The 15,650-nt window shown below is 48.4% G+C and carries 12 protein-coding genes; 10 read left to right on the forward strand and 2 right to left on the reverse strand.

Annotated features, from left to right (window positions below; all coding sequences use genetic code 11):
* The first annotated feature begins 5 nt into the window (after positions 1 to 5).
* The 5 genes from AC1DE7_RS25500 to nagZ all read left to right on the forward strand — a co-directional run bounded on the left by AC1DE7_RS25500 (position 6) and on the right by nagZ (position 5,793).
* Positions 6 to 839 (forward strand): carbohydrate ABC transporter permease, encoded by an 834-nt coding sequence (locus AC1DE7_RS25500; RefSeq protein WP_017691096.1) that lies wholly within the window; start codon positions 6 to 8, stop codon positions 837 to 839.
* Between the two features lie 139 nt (positions 840 to 978).
* Positions 979 to 2,088 (forward strand): ABC transporter ATP-binding protein, encoded by a 1,110-nt coding sequence (locus tag AC1DE7_RS25505; protein WP_127548076.1) that lies wholly within the window; start codon positions 979 to 981, stop codon positions 2,086 to 2,088.
* 48 nt (positions 2,089 to 2,136) lie between these two features.
* Entirely contained in the window at positions 2,137 to 2,847 is a 711-nt protein-coding gene (locus AC1DE7_RS25510) for a hypothetical protein (RefSeq protein ID WP_339190227.1), read from the forward strand.
* The gene (locus AC1DE7_RS25515; protein WP_477535442.1) at positions 2,847 to 4,043 is read left to right on the forward strand and encodes an exo-beta-N-acetylmuramidase NamZ family protein; all 1,197 of its coding nucleotides are present in this window, start codon (positions 2,847 to 2,849) and stop codon (positions 4,041 to 4,043) included. The genes AC1DE7_RS25510 and AC1DE7_RS25515 overlap by 1 nt, the downstream gene beginning before the upstream one ends.
* 31 nt (positions 4,044 to 4,074) lie before the next feature.
* Positions 4,075 to 5,793 (forward strand): beta-N-acetylhexosaminidase, encoded by a 1,719-nt coding sequence (nagZ, locus tag AC1DE7_RS25520; RefSeq protein ID WP_477535443.1) that lies wholly within the window; start codon positions 4,075 to 4,077, stop codon positions 5,791 to 5,793.
* 168 nt (positions 5,794 to 5,961) lie between these two features.
* Here the strand turns inward: nagZ and AC1DE7_RS25525 are convergent, their stop codons facing one another.
* The gene (locus AC1DE7_RS25525; RefSeq protein WP_477535444.1) at positions 5,962 to 7,362 is read right to left on the reverse strand and encodes a serine hydrolase; all 1,401 of its coding nucleotides are present in this window, start codon (positions 7,360 to 7,362) and stop codon (positions 5,962 to 5,964) included.
* A gap of 266 nt (positions 7,363 to 7,628) precedes the next feature.
* Here AC1DE7_RS25525 and AC1DE7_RS25530 point away from each other — a divergent pair, with 266 nt between their 5' ends.
* Together AC1DE7_RS25530 and AC1DE7_RS25535 are read left to right on the forward strand one after the other, a co-directional pair.
* Positions 7,629 to 9,602 (forward strand): methyl-accepting chemotaxis protein, encoded by a 1,974-nt coding sequence (locus tag AC1DE7_RS25530; RefSeq protein ID WP_477535445.1) that lies wholly within the window; start codon positions 7,629 to 7,631, stop codon positions 9,600 to 9,602.
* Positions 9,603 to 9,877: 275 nt separating this feature from the next.
* Positions 9,878 to 11,074 carry a DUF2087 domain-containing protein gene (locus tag AC1DE7_RS25535; RefSeq protein WP_477535446.1) on the forward strand — a complete coding sequence of 399 codons (1,197 nt, stop codon included), beginning with the start codon at positions 9,878 to 9,880 and terminating at the stop codon, positions 11,072 to 11,074.
* 195 nt (positions 11,075 to 11,269) lie between these two features.
* Here the strand turns inward: AC1DE7_RS25535 and AC1DE7_RS25540 are convergent, their stop codons facing one another.
* Complete coding sequence (locus tag AC1DE7_RS25540; RefSeq protein WP_477535447.1) at positions 11,270 to 13,270, reverse strand: methyl-accepting chemotaxis protein; 2,001 nt, start codon at positions 13,268 to 13,270, stop codon at positions 11,270 to 11,272.
* A 446-nt stretch (positions 13,271 to 13,716) separates the two neighbouring features.
* Between AC1DE7_RS25540 and AC1DE7_RS25545 the strand changes: the two genes are divergently transcribed.
* The 3 genes from AC1DE7_RS25545 (at position 13,717) to AC1DE7_RS25555 (ending at position 15,531) form a co-directional block, all read left to right on the forward strand.
* Positions 13,717 to 14,421, forward strand: coding sequence for an AzlC family ABC transporter permease (locus AC1DE7_RS25545; RefSeq protein WP_036673217.1), 705 nt, complete (start codon positions 13,717 to 13,719; stop codon positions 14,419 to 14,421).
* A complete protein-coding gene (locus AC1DE7_RS25550) occupies positions 14,412 to 14,741 on the forward strand; it encodes an AzlD domain-containing protein (RefSeq protein WP_047840428.1) in 330 nt (109 codons plus the stop codon). Before AC1DE7_RS25545 ends, AC1DE7_RS25550 begins: the two co-directional genes overlap by 10 nt.
* Before the next feature lie 133 nt (positions 14,742 to 14,874).
* Entirely contained in the window at positions 14,875 to 15,531 is a 657-nt protein-coding gene (locus AC1DE7_RS25555; RefSeq protein ID WP_047840427.1) for an SGNH/GDSL hydrolase family protein, read from the forward strand.
* Positions 15,532 to 15,650 lie beyond the last annotated feature (119 nt).

Consider the following 15,650-nt stretch of genomic DNA (forward strand, 5'->3'; position numbering starts at 1 on the left):
AATCCATGAAATCAACACAGAAAAAGATACTGCTTGTTGTTGCATCCATTCTGCTGGTGGTCTGGGCGCTGGTGACGGTCATTCCGATGTATTGGATGCTCGTTGGTTCGGTGCAAGATAGCGCGATGTCGGCTTCGTTTAAACCACAGATGATTCCGGAGCAGTTGTCGTTATCACCATATGAGCGCTTTTTTGCCAAAACTGATGCCTGGCGCTGGCTGTACAATTCGCTGCTCATCTCGATCATTCTGACCGTAACAAATGTATTCTTCGCCTCCCTGGCGGGATATGCGTTTGCCAAACTGAAGTTTCCGGGTAGTCAGGCGGTATTCTGGACTTTGCTTGGGACCATGATGATCCCGGCGCAGGTGACACTAATTCCTTTGTACATTCTGATGGTTAACGTGTTTGACTTGGGGGATACGTATACGGCCATTATTCTGCCTGCTGCCGTTAGTGTGGGCAACATTTTCTTGATGAAACAGTTCATGTCTACGCTGCCCACATCGCTGATTCATGCGGCACGTATCGATGCATGCAGTGAGTTCGGCATCTTCTGGAAAGTCATTCTGCCGATGGCAAAGCCGGGAATCGCGGTGCTGGCGATATTCACGTTTGTAGCTTCGTGGAATGAATTCTTCTGGCCGTTCCTCATTACCAATTCCAACGAGATGCGTACTATTCAGGTGGGGCTGGCCTCGTTTGTATTTGCCGAATCAACGGACTTCGGCGCAATGATGGCTGGGGCTACAATAGGTGCGTTGCCCATGATCATTCTGTTTTTCTCACTGCAACGTTACTTCCTGCAGGGCATTACGATCGGTGCAGTAAAAGGTTAATTCCAATATATGTTCAACTAAACATTTACACCATAACAGCGATCGGAAGGTTGTTCTGTCATCGGAGTGCCCGTGTAAATATTCGTTAGTTGAACTTATATAGTTCAGGACAAGCGACAACGTAAAGGGGGATCTACCTATGGCACGCGTGGAGTTTCGCCAAGTGCGCAAAGAATTCAAAGACGATCATAAAGGAACGTTCACGGCTGTGGCCGGCTCGGACTTTGTTATAGAAGATAAGGAATTCGTAGTGTTTGTGGGTCCTTCGGGCTGTGGCAAGACAACGTCACTGCGGATGATTGCCGGACTTGAAAAGCAAACAAGCGGTGATATTGTGATCGGTGACCGGCTAGTTAACGATCTGCATCCGAAGGATCGGGATATCGCGATGGTGTTTCAGGATTATGCACTCTATCCGCATATGACCATCCGTGAGAATCTTTCCTTTGGCCTGAAAAACCTGAAAAAGCCAAAGTCCTACATTGATGAACAGGTGCAGAATGCGGCCTCCATTCTGGGACTGGAAGCTATGCTGGAGCGCAAACCACGCGAGCTGTCTGGTGGTCAGCGCCAGCGTGTTGCGGTGGGACGGGCGATCGTCCGTGATCCGCAGGTGTTTTTATTCGATGAACCACTGTCCAATCTGGATGCCAAGTTGCGGGTACAGATGCGGGTGGAGTTGGGTGAGCTGCATAAACGTCTCGGTGCCACGATTGTGTACGTGACGCATGATCAGGTAGAAGCCATGACACTTGGGGAACGCATCGTGGTCATGAATCATGGAGATATTCAGCAGGTGGCTTCACCGAAAGAATTGTATGCGAGTCCGCGGAATATGTTTGTTGCCGGATTTATCGGTTCCCCGGCGATGAACTTCATCGATGCCCGGATTGAAGGCACGCAGGTTGTCGTGGACGGTGCATCATTCACCTTGCCAGAAGATCTACTCGCTCGTCTTCAGAGTCATCAAGGCAAGCCGGTGATTATGGGTCTGCGTCCAGAGCATATTTTTGGTGATGATGTCGCTCCGAATATCCCGACAGACCACATGCTACAGGCGCGGGTTCAGGTTGTAGAACATCTGGGCTCCGAGAATTTGGTATATTTCCATTCCGGTGCCCGTACTGTTACGGCCAAGGTCCACCCGGAAACACATGCTTATGTAGGTATGGACAAAAATTTTGTGTTGGACCTGCGTAAGGCGCACTTTTTTGATCCAGAGACGGAGCTTGCGATTGGACGGGAGTAAGAGACGATGCCTGGTGAAGAAGGAACGGTGAGAAAGGGGAGAATAAACATGCGTAAGCTGAGTGAAGTATTGATCAAGTCGGGTGCGGAAATCTATCGGGATATTATTTCGGTGGCCTTGTACAGTGTCGTTAGCTCCATCGTTTTGATTCCCATTCTGATGTTTGCTCCGCTGCCGATCGCTATACTGCTTCTGGCCTTGATGTATATGCCAATCCTGTTCGGTGTTTGTTATGCCGTGCATCACAGATTGGAACGTAAGGAACGGCGCAATGGACTTAAGGATATCTGGGTCGGAACGTTGAAGGGAATAATCCCGGGAGGATCGGTGGGTGTGCTTTTCGCGGTGCTTGGTTTCATTCTATGGTCAACTTGGTGGTATTACGGTGGACAGGGTGGAATTACAGGTACAGCAGTGGGTGTATTCCAGACGTTCTTTGTTCTCATGGCGCTGATGTCACAGTTCTATACCTGGCAGCTTGTTTTACAAAAAAACATGGGCATCGTTCAGGCGATGGGGGAAAGTGTAAAGCTGTTCTTCCGTCACCCGGGGTACACGATGGGCGCTTGTTTTCAGGCCATGTGCCTGACGGCTCTGCTGATGCTGACTGTCGTTGGTTTCGGAGCGCTGTTTGGAGGTATGTTTGCCATTTATCAGCATAAGGTAGCTCTTAATGTACTGGAGCCTGAAGAAGAGCCTGTCGTAACAGGTGGTAATGATCACCAGCATACAGGCTGGGTCAGCCAGGGGAATGTGTGATGGGTCAGTTGAATGGGACCGAGCAGATCCCGGCTGTAAAAACGGGAGTTGATCTTCTGTCCAGAGGGTTATCGCATCCATGGATAACAGGTAACCGAATCGGTCTAATTACAAACCCGACTGGTATTACAGCGGATTTTGTATCGACAATAGATGTGTGCGCCGGACTGGCTAATACCGAGCTTACAGCGCTCTATGCCTGTGAGCACGGACTGTATGGAGAGCTTCAGGCGGGTGTCAGATTCGGAGACATGTTTCATCCACGTCTGGACATTCCGGTGTTCAGCCTGTATGGAGATTACAAGAAACCTACGCCTGCAATGCTGGCTGGAGTGGATACGGTGCTGTTCGACATTCAGGATGTGGGCATCCGTTATTACACATATGCCTCAACCTTGTTCCATATGATGGATGCCTGTGCTGGAGCAGGCAAACATATGCTGATTCTGGACCGTCCCAATCCGCTCGGTGGAAACGTTGTGGAAGGCGGTGTGTTGAACGCGGGGTATGAATCACTCGTTGGCGCTTGGCGTGTACCTGTACGTACCGGATTGACGGTAGGTGAACTCGCCCTGATGGTCAACAGCGAGATGGATGTACCTTGCGAATTGGACGTGGTTGCCATGGAAGGATGGCAGCGCTCCATGGAGTTTGCGGATTGTGGTCTTCCCTGGATGTTACCCTCTCCCAATATGCCCACGCTGGACAGTGTGCGGGTATATGCGGGTACGTGCCTGTTCGAAGGCACTAATGTATCGGAGGGCAGGGGCACGACCCGCCCATTCGAGTGGATTGGAGCCCCCTGGGTTGAGGGTGAGTGTTTGGCGGAACGATTTCGGGAATACAAGCTGGAAGGTGTACATGTGCATCCAGTGTACATGTCCCCAACATTCTCCAAACACGCAGGTGAGCTGTGTGGTGGCGTAAGGATTTTTGTAACGGACAGCAGGAAATTTCGGGCGGTAGAGACAGGGTTGGTGCTTTTGCATGAACTGGTGTCACTCTATCCGGAGCAATTCTGCTGGCTGGAGCCACCAGAGCCGGGTTCAAGGTACTTTATCGACCTGCTGGCAGGGGGTAAGGAAGCCAGGGAAACGATTCATGACCGCGCGGAATTCATTCGTTTAATGGACGCGTGGAATGTACAGGCAGCGGAATGGAAGGAGCGGCGAAAGCCGTTTTTGTTATATGAATGAACGGATGTTTGTTAGCGGAGGGAGGCATGAAATGAGTGGGCCAAAAGAGTTATACCAGTCGAAGCTGAAACAGATGACCTTGCGTGAGAAAATCGGGCAAATGCTGCTTTGTGGCTTTCATGGCACCGAAGCTGCTGGCGATGTGGAATCCTTTCTCCGAATGTATCCAATCGGTGGCGTAATCTACTTTGCTCGCAACGTTGAGTCGCCAGAGCAGGTAGAGCGGTTGTCGTCAGGGTTACAGCAGATTGCCAAAAGTAGCGGTAATGTGCCGCTCTGGATATCCATTGATCAGGAGGGCGGCATGGTTGCACGAATTACCGAAGGAATCGCCTTGATGCCTGGACCAATGGCCATTGCCGCTGCCGGTTCCATTGACGATGCATATCAGGCGGCATATATCAGTGGGTTGGAGCTGAAGTCCATGGGCATTAACATGAACTTTGCTCCGGTATTGGATGTAAACAATAACGCGGCCAATCCGGTCATCGGTGTACGATCATTTGGCGAATCTCCACAATCGGTTGCAGAATATGGGGCCAGAACCATTGCGGGAATACAGGACGCTGGGATTGCAGCGACAGCCAAGCATTTCCCGGGGCATGGGGATACGGATACCGATTCCCATCTGGATCTCCCGATCATCACTCATGATCGGGAACGGGTAGAGCGCCTGGAGTTGATTCCATTCCGAGCGGCTATAGCCGAAGGTGTCGATGCCATGATGTCGGCGCATATTTATTTCCCTGCACTGGAGCCAGAGCGTCTGCCCGTAACGCTATCGCAAACCGTATTAAGCGGTCTGCTTCGCCAGGAACTGGGTTATGAGGGCATGATCGTGACAGATTGCATGGAGATGGATGCCATTGCCGTGAACTATGGCACTGTCGATGCAGCCGTAATGGCGGTAGAGGCCGGGGCAGATCTGGTGTTAATTAGCCATACGGCTAAGCTTCAGGCAGAGGCATTTGATGCTTTGTTAGCAGCTGTGAGGAGCGGGCGGATTAGCGAGAGACGTATTGATGAGTCGGTGAATCGCTTGCTGATGTACAAGGCGAAACGTGGTTTGTTAGAGAGTGAAACGGGTGATGCAGGTGATGAGGAAGTGTATGGCGTAGTATCGAATGCATCATTGCCAAAGGCATCAAACGCTCCTGCTCTATCCAGTGGTTCAGAGCGCAAAAGTTCATTACACCAAGAGGTTGCTCGCCGTATTAGCGAGAACAGTATCACACTGGTGCGCGATCAGCTGAATATGCTGCCTTTGAAGCCGGAACGCACGCTGGTCATAACGGTTGCCACGTCCGTGACGACAATTGCAGACGAACAGCTGACTCAGACGTTCACCTTGGGCTCAGCCTTATCCATGTATGGTCTGGATGTTGTCGATCTGACGGTCACGCCCGAGGAGGTTGCCATTCGTTCCGCCCGTCTGCTTCAGGCAGCGGAAGCAGATGACATTCGGCAGATTGTGGTGGGAACCTACAATGCGGGAAGTCCCTCCGGCGATCCACAGTGCAGGCTGATTGGTTGGATACAGCAATTGGGCAAACCGCTGGCTGTTGTGGCATTGCGAAGCCCCTATGATCTGCTGGCGCTTCCGGATGCCCAGGTCTATGTAGCGGCTTACGAGAGCCGGCCACTTGCCATGGATAGCGTCGCTCAGGCGCTGATGGGGCGCATTCCTTTTGCGGGGAAACTTCCTGTAACATTAAAGCAGACAGATGATGAAAGAGCGGATGTCTCCTAGGCAGTAATAAGAATATGAGTAAAACTACCTTTTGCAGGATGGAGAAGAGATGGATTGTGGGTTGAGCGAAACGGAAGTGTGAGTCGTTAAAATGAGAACATATACAACACAAAGAGACGATCCTTTAAAGGACCGTCTCTTTGCTCATTATAAGCTATTAATTATAGATTATTGCAATTGCAGTGCTTTGGCTGTCTGTGCCTCAACTTCATCCAAAAGTGAAGTCATGTCCATACCTGCGTGGTTGCCAAGCAGGATAATGGTGATATCATCGGACAGATTACGTGAAAAGGCTGTGGCAAACCCGCCACCACTACCGTTGTGGAAGACGGTACGGTTTGCGCCATTCTCTTTGAGAATCCAGGCGTAGCCATAGTTTTTATCAGAATAAGGCTCATACATCTGTTCAATCGTATCCTGGCTTAGAATCTTGTCCGTATACAGCGCACGATCCCATTTCAGCATATCGTCCACCGTGGAATAGATGGTTCCTGATCCGGATTGAGACACATAGTAAGGTGCAGTTACCCATGCGTTATCTTCTTGAACAAAACCACTAATCGTGTGCACTTTACGGGAGGCCTCTCCCGAATTCTTCATACCAAGTGGTTTCAGTATCGTCTGCTGCACGTAGTCGGCATAACTCAAGCCAGATACCTGTTCAACGACGTATGCAAGTAAAACATACCCGCTGTTGCTGTACAGATAGGCACTTCCTGGTTCAAACTTCAGCGTTTTGTGGCGAATCTCCTCTACAGTCTCTTCCATAGAAGTTCCTTCACCCCGACCAAATGCAGATGGCAGACCTGAAGTCTGGGATAACAGCATATGCAGCGTGATCTGATCTCCCTTTGGTATACCAGAGATATACTTGGAGATTGGATCTTGCACATTAATCTTACCATCCTCCACGAGACTCAGAATGGACGCGGCCGTGAAGGATTTGCTCAGCGATGCGATTCGGGTCTTTTGATCCGGGCGATTCAGCGTCTGTTCATCGGCAAGTCCGTAGCCTTGCTTTAGAAGTATTTCACCATCGCGGGCGATCAGAGCCATACCTGGATAGTTGATCTCGCGCAGATACGTATCCACGCTGGCAACCTCGCTGTTCAGCAGGCTGACTTGATCAGTGACCATACTTACACTCATCTGCCCCGTGGCTGTACGTTGGACCTTGATGTCTGCTTTGATTGCATTAGCCATGGCCCGGACAGGTACCATCAACGTACCGTTAACGGTACGTGAATTCACACCTGTAGCTAGATCGACCTTGTTTACTTTAATGGAATTGCTGCCAGCCTGATGGATCAGCTTGTCTCTGCCAACGGTAATGGTAGCCGTCTTGGTGCGATTATCCCAGTTCAACGTGCCTTTAACCGATGTGACCACATCCCGCAGTGGAACAAACGTTGAACCTTTGATGATAAGTGGTGCGTTCTTCCAGGATTGTTGCTCACCATTCACTTCAATGTGAACTGCTTGCGTCGCCTGCGCTGCGGATACCGTAATACCAGCTTGTCCCAGAATCGGGCCTGCACACAGGATGAGCGCTAACAGAATGCGGAACATGGATGAATATACCGTGGAAATACGTTGCCTTTCATGTGACTTGCGTAAGATTTGAATCCTCTCCTTCCAATCGTTTCATGAATAGCCAGCTTATGAGCATTGTAAACGATCTCGCTAAGGGGGTCAAAACGAATAGAAGGATTAGGTGAATCCATCTAAACTGACCGAAAAGATTAAATTTATTCTAATTTAGTATCTATACATAATATTTTTACAGCAATTGTCCGATAAAAGGATGGGTGAAGATTATGATGGGGGATAGTTTAATGAAGAAAAGGATTCGAAATTGGTTTACTTTAACCGTAAAAAAACGCCTGATCGCTGCATTGCTCCTGTTCCTGATTGTACCGAGCATTACTGTTGGTTGGTTGTCTTATCAAAAAGCTGCTGACCAGGTTAAAATGGAAATTATTCGTTCCGCACAAGCCAAAACAGAAATGCTTAGTCTGCAGATAAATCAAATGCTGGATATGGAGAAGGATAACGCAGCGCAGATGGCTGCGGGTATTACTTCAAACGATATTATTAATAAATCCCCTGCACTGCAAAGGCAGATGGATCGGATGTCTCAGAATCATAAGGAACTGGGTGTACTCACCGCAGGTGCGGAAGATGGCAGCTGGATGAAATCTCCTGATCCCGGGGAACAGATCTATGATCCACGTGAACGTTCATGGTATACGATGGGCATGTCCCAGGACGAACCTGTAATCTCGGATACGTTCCAGTCAGTCACGACAGGTGAATGGGTTGTAACGGCAGCTGCCAAGCTAGCTGATGGCAAAGGGGTATTCGGGGCCAATGTTAGTCTCAATCATCTGAAAGAATCCGTTGATCAGATACGTATTGGTAAAGAAGGCAAACTGTACATGCTGGATAACGGGGGTAAATTCCTGTTCCACTACAATATTGAATCCGGTACACAGTCGGATGAAAGCTACATTAATGAGATGTATACGAAGGAAAGTGGAACGGTGAAGTATACATATGATGGTCACGAAGTGGAAGCTGTGTATTTCACCAATCCGGTGACAGGTTGGAAAATTGTTGGCGAGATGGTTCCTTCCGAAGCAAGTGAAGCGGTAATGCCTATTTTGATCCGTGCAATTACAATTGTGGCATCTGCATTGGTTATCGGGTTGATTCTGCTTATATTCATTATCCGCAGCATTCACCGGCCATTGCTGCAATTAACGCAGGCAGCATCCAAAGTAAGCGCTGGGGACCTCACCGTTCGGGTAGGTTTACAGCGCCGGGATGAGTTCGGACAGCTGGGGGAAAGCTTCGACACGATGACGAGTTCACTACGTAGTGTGCTTGGAGAGGTGCATGATACATCCAGCCAGCTGGCGGCATCTTCTGAAGAACTGATGGCGAGTTCCGAGCAGACATCCAAAGCCACAGAACAGGTGGCTGAACTGATGCAGGATGCAGCTGCGGGAACGACTTTGCAGAACAATAGTCTTGCTGCTACAGGTCAACTCGTGGGCGAAATGTCCATTGGAGTCAAAGAGATCTCATCAAGTGCTGAAGATACCGCTCGTATCGCTCTGGATGCATCCACTAAGTCGGAAGCAGGTATGGTTACAGTAGAAGAAGCGGTTACCCATATTCAGCAGGTGAATGATGAGAGCAAAGCCATGTCTGTGGTCATTGAGGATCTGCGCGCGAAAAATGAAGAGATTCTTGTGATTGTGGCCGAGATTACGGCCATTGCCAAGCAGACGAACATTCTTGCATTGAATGCATCCATTGAAGCTTCAAGAGCTGGCGAGCAAGGGCGCGGATTCGCGGTTGTAGCCAACGAAGTGAAGACACTGGCTCACAGTTCAGGCGCTTCAGCCGAGCGGATTAATGAGCTTATGCATGAGATGCAGGAGAAAACCAATGCGGTGCAATCCACTTTTGCCCGTACGGGAGAAGGTATGGTGAAGAGTTCGCAGATGGTTACAGAAGCAGGCGAAGCATTCAATAACATTCGTACTGCGGTACAGTTGGTGGCTGCACAAGCTGGAGAAGTATCCACGGCTTCCCGTCAAATTGATGGGGGCATGAGTCATATCAACAAGGCAGTAAGTGATACAATGGTTCTGTCGGACAGAATTGCCTCTGGAACGGAAGATGGATCAGCGGCGGCTCAAGAGCAGTTGGCTACAATGGAAGAGGTTGCAGCTTCTTCGGCAGCATTGTCACGTATGGCTGAAGATCTGCAAAGCATGATTGAACGGTTTAAGTTGTAACAGGGATTGAAATGAGACAATGATTGAGGATAAATGCTTATGGAAGGTGCTGAAACGCCCTTTCTGCGATGAGACTGCAGGGTTGCGACCCTGCGGTCTTTTTTCTGTTGAACAAGGGGCATACGTTATGACTTTAAACACAACATTCTTTTCCGTTATATTGACATATAATAAACAAAACTATATTATATCTATAAATAAACAAACATAATCATAGAATATTTGATTAATATACGGTTGGAATGACCAAAACAATGATAAAAAGGAGCTTTTACATGAAATCATCGGAATCCTGGTTGCAAACAGCTTCATTGGAAGAGATCAAGCGTGGTTATATGGAGGAGGGTCCCGCCTATATATGTGTCTGCTGCGGATACAGGACGGAAGCGGGGATTATCTATCCTGAAGATGGAGTGCTCTATGAGGCAGCCCGTTATATGCGAGTGCACATTGAGAAGGCTCATGGATCGGTATTTGAATATTTGCTGGAGCTGGATAAAAGCGTAACCGGATTGTCTGATGTCCAGCGGGGCTTGTTGTCACAATTCTATGAAGGCAAGAGGGATGCTGAAGTACAGAAGACCCTTGGCATCGGGAGTGCTTCCACGATCCGGAATCATCGGTTTGTATTAAAGGAGAAGGAACGGCAGGCCAAGATATTTCTGGCATTAATGGAGCTTCTCAAGAGTAAAGATACCCAAGCCCCGGCTGAATGGGTGTCGCCGGTGACAAGACATGGGCATACGATCCATCCGAACTCATTTGATATTACAGAACAGGATCGGGAGAAGGTGTTAAACAAGTATTTTCCAGAGGGTACTGGCGGTCGGCTGACGACATTTCATATGCAGCAAAAGCATAAATATATTGTGCTCATCGAAATTGCCAAACGATTCGAGACAGAGCGCAAATATTCCGAGAAACAGGTCAATGAGCTTCTGAAGGAAGTTCATGATGATTACGTGGAAATACGGAGGTATCTCGTCGACTATGGTTTGCTGGAACGTGAGCCAGACGGCAGTCAGTATTGGTTGGGAAGCCACACAGATCAACAGAGCGCCAAAGTTGGAAAACAGGAGCGCAAAGAAAAGGGGGAGCAGGAGAAGATGAATCGTCGCAAAGAATTACAGGAACAGGCCAAAGAAGTCAAAACGGAAGCGGGCGTCTACCAGATTCGGAATGAACGTAACGGCAAAGTTTATATCGACAGCACACTGAACCTGAAAACCATTAACGGACAACGGTTTATGTTACAAATGGGTAGCCATCTGAATCGAAGATTGCAGGCTGAATGGAATGAATATGGAGAGACTGCGTTTGTGATCGAGGTGCTGGAGACATTGAAACAAGACGATAACCCGTATTACGATTCCAAAGATGCACTCGCCAAATGTCTGAATCGCTGGTTTGAACAGTTAGAGCCCTACGGAGATCAAGGGTACCACGGAGATAAAAAGCAATCTGCTGAATAGGAGAGGCATTTTCCTCTCTAAAATGCCTGACCTTTTAACACCCAAAGCCCCTTTGCCAATATGATGGCAAAGGGGCTTTGGGTGTTATAGACTACTTATTATTATATAAGTTGAACTAATCTTTTACACGATAACAGCGATTGGAAGGTTATTCTGTCATCGTAGTGTTAGTGTAAACAATCTTTAGTTCAACGACTACAGCTTGAATTGTTCAACCAGCTTCTGCAGCTTGTGAGCCAGATGGGCAAGGGAATCAGCAGAGGATGATATCTCCTGCATAGAAGCCACTTGCTCCTCCGTAGCAGCAGAGATGTTCTCCGTTCCATCGGCATTAGTTTCCGATATGGCGTGGATCTGATCAATGGATTGCACCACTTCGGCTGTACTTGCAGACATCTGTTGTGAGGCGGCTGCAATGTTCTCAAGCTGATGATTGACGACCCCAACAGCCTCACTAATCTGGGCAAAAGCTTCATCTGCAAACTGCACGGCACGAATGCCGTTGCTCACATCCTGTTGCCCGATCTGTACATTCTGGTTGGCCATTGAAATCTCCTGTTGAATTGCTCCAACCATCTCTACAATCTTCTGGCCGGACAGGCTCGATTGTTCCGCCAGCTTGCGGACTTCGCTGGCAACAACGGAGAAGCCGCGTCCATGCTCACCTGCACGTGCTGCTTCAATAGAAGCATTGAGAGCAAGCAAATTGGTTTGTGCAGCGATATCTGTAATGACAGATACCATCTCACCAATGGATGTGGAATGCTGTCCAAGTCGTCCAGCAGTATCTGCCATACCTTGCACAAAGCGACTGACGGAACTCATCTCGGATACGGCCGTCTGCATGGTTGCATTCCCTTTATCCGCGAGCTCACTTGCTTGCATGGCAGCTTCGGATACTTGCTGTGTGCTGTTCGTTACCTGTCCTACACCTCCAGCAAGCTCATTCATCTGTAGTGCCGTATGTTTCAGGCTGCTTGTTTGTTTCTCAAGTCCAGCTGCGGATTCTTCCGTGATCAGGGCGACTTGCTCTGTTGCTTTGGTTGTCTCCGATGAGTTGACTGCCAATTGTGTGGATGAGGCGGTTAACTCGTCAGCTGTGTGTCGCACGTCCTGAATAACGGTTCGCAGGGATTCGCTCATCTTATTGAAGCTGGTGCTCAGCTTGCCGAATTCATCCTGTCCCAATACAGCAACTTCGATGGTCAGATTACCATTACTAATTTCGTCAGATGCCTTCACCAAGCGGTTCAGTGGTTTGGTGATTGATTGCACAATCCAGAAAATAATAATGGAGCTTACCGCAATTGCAATCGCTACAACAATAAGTGTGGTGTATAGAATCGGACGGACAGAGGCCGTCACTTCCCCACTGTCAATGACACCAACCACGGTCCAGCCCGTCGTTTCATTGGTGGAGAAAAAGGCGTGTTCCGGGTTTCCATTGAGTGTATAGGTCAGACTTCCGTTTTTCTGTGCAAAAATATCTTTATAGGGTGCCATGGTTCCTTCGGTCCCTGGTTTTTCGGTAGGATGTACAATGATTTTATTGGCATTATCAATGATATAGATATAACCCTTCTCGCCAATCTTCGTGGAGTTAACCGTCTTCGAGAGGGCTTCAAGCGACAGGCTGACAGAGACGACACCATGGCCATCCGCTGAGGTCTGAGCTACCGAAGCAACAACATTGCCGGTATTGCTTGATAAGTAGGGGGTGATTACGGTAGGGACATCTTTGTTCTGCGTAGCAGCCTGATACCACGGGCGTTCGCGCGGGTCATATCCTTCTTTGTTCACCGCAGTTACAGGGGAGTTAATATACACGCCCTGATCGGTACCGATGGAGGCAAGTTCCACGTCATCATGCGTTTCCTTGTAAGCGTCGAGCAAGGTACGGATGGTATCTGTTTCGTCACCCTGATTGGGTCCGACATTGCCTGCATCCAGCTGACTTGCCAGGAAATCAACATTTTTGCGTGTTGCACCAATGATCTGGTCAATAGTTTGGTTGAGCACAGTAACACTGCTGATCGCGTTCTCATACATTTTTTCTTCAACCTTGGCATCAGCTGTTTGGAAAGAGATAATGCCCAGACTAATAGTTGGAATGAGCAGTACAATGGCAAATGACAAAATCAGTTTCTCTCTCATCTGCATTGTTCTTTTGACCCCTTGTTTACGAATTTTTTTCATACACATTCCCCCTCTGTGTAACCCATCCCCATGTCTAGTGGACAAGCCCATCTGGTAAAAGATATTTCATTCCATCCTTTCCAGAAGTTTCTGGTGCTATCGTATGACAAATTTCGCGTTTGTTCAACATAATTTATGAGTTTCGCGAAAATATTTTTTGGTTTTGTAGGTGTTTAGGATTACATCTGTTCTATAAAAAGTAATCTGTCTCTCCCTTAGTGCACATCTTGTGGTATATTTCTGAATTAATGTGAAGTGAATTCTGCAAAATGTGAAATCCATAAGACATGTAACTGGTCATGTTGAATACACAAAGAGGTTGTTTTCATGAAGAGTGGACCTGGATGGATCTATATCCATATATATCGGTTTATGGGGACTGAAATTGGAGAGGGGTTGTAAGGCAGTTGGACCAAAGTACACTACAGATATCTGGACAGGAGAACATGGAAGAGGTCCAGGATCAAGCTACATTCATGCAGGGGGTCAAAGATTGTATCCCAACCCTGCTTGGCTATTTGAGTATTGGCTTTGCGGCGGGTGTCATTGAAATGACCGCAGGTCTGAGTCTGGCGGAAACGGCACTGCTCAGCCTGATTTTATATGCAGGATCGGCTCAGTTCATTGCAGCAGGCATGCTCGCATCGAATGGATCAGCAATAGCCATCATGTTCACCATATTTTTTGTGAATCTTCGTCATTTGTTGCTCAGTGCAGCTGTATCACCGTATTTTCGGCATCTGACCCCGCTTAAAAATATGTGGATTGGTTCATTGCTTACCGATGAGTCTTTCGGCGTGGCGATGACACGTGCGATTGGCAGGGAAAGGCTTAGTGAACGCTGGATGCACGGTCTGAATATTACCGCATATCTGAACTGGTTCGTGGCTAATATGGCGGGAGCGTACTTTGGACGCTGGATCACTAACCCGGAACGACTGGGTCTGGATTATGCCCTGCCAGCGATGTTTATTGGACTGGTTGTACTCCAGTTGGTGCATCGCAAAAACAAAAAAATACACATTAATGTGGCTATTATCGCCGTGGTCTGTGTAATCTTCGCCAGCATGGCTTCACTTGGCAGCATGAGTGTCATTGTGGCTGCGGTCATTGCGGCAACGATGGGAGTGTTCATGGAACGATGGAAGTAAGATGGGATGTATTCTGGATTATTATGGGTTCGGCACTGTTAACATTTATCCCGCGTGTACTGCCACTGATGCTGTTCAGCAAGATACAGATTCCGATGTGGTTGTTACGCTGGCTGGAGTATGTACCCGTAGCGGTCATGGCAGCGCTGATTGGTCAGGAACTGTTCATGTCGGGCAACCAGTTAGTGCCGATTACGCACAATGCAGCTCTGTGGGCCTCCCTGCCTACGATTGCAGTAGCCATCTGGACACGCAGTCTGCTGGGAACCGTATTGGTCGGTATTGTGGCTATGATGATACTGCGATATTGGATCGGATAATTGCTAGGAGATTCATAAGATGGCGACCCTCAGTGATGAAAACGCTATTTTCTATTGTAGCCGAAAGGGATAAAATGAAGACTGAGGTGTACAGTGTTTCCATTTTGCACAAGAGGAAGGAACGATTTCAATCATGAGTACAAGTCCATCCGTTATATTGTTTCAGGGAGACTCGATTACAGATGGGGGAAGATCACGCAATGATGATCCAAATCATTTTCTCGGACACGGGTATGCGTATCTGATCTCCAGCAAACTGGGTATGGAACTGGCGGGTAAGCAAAAGACCTTCTATAACAGAGGCATCAGCGGGGATCGGGCATCGGACCTGTACGCACGCTGGAATGAGGATACCATTAGTCTAAAACCGGACCTGATCAGCATCCTGATTGGGGTTAATGATGCCTGGCGCACGATGAATGGTGAACCTAGCGGGGTAACGGATCGTTTCGGACGGGCGTATCGCCATTTGCTCGAAGAAACTCGGGAAGTGATGCCAGATACGGGGCTGATTTTGATGGAGCCGTTTATTCTGAGAACCGGAGCGACTGCGGAGAAATGGGAAGCCTGGGAAGAGTATGTCGGTCAATATCAGAAACTGGCCCAAGGTCTTGCTGAAGAATTTGGAGCTGTGTGGGTACCATTGCAGCAGACGTTTAATGACGCTCTGAAACAGGCGGATGCAGCGTACTGGTTGTGGGATGGCGTACACCCAACCGCAGCAGGTCATGAGCTGATTGCACGCCAATGGTTGTCTGTTGTACAGAATTCTTCGCTTGCGATTGTGTGATAACAACAGCGGACAGCTAGGATATGGGCAGCAGCATTATAGGTATTCAGGATTAATTGAGGATGAGGATATAAGATAGTTAAGAATATGAGATAACCATAAAAAGCCTGTGGTGACAG

Source organism: Paenibacillus sp. 10L310 (assembly GCF_056395745.1).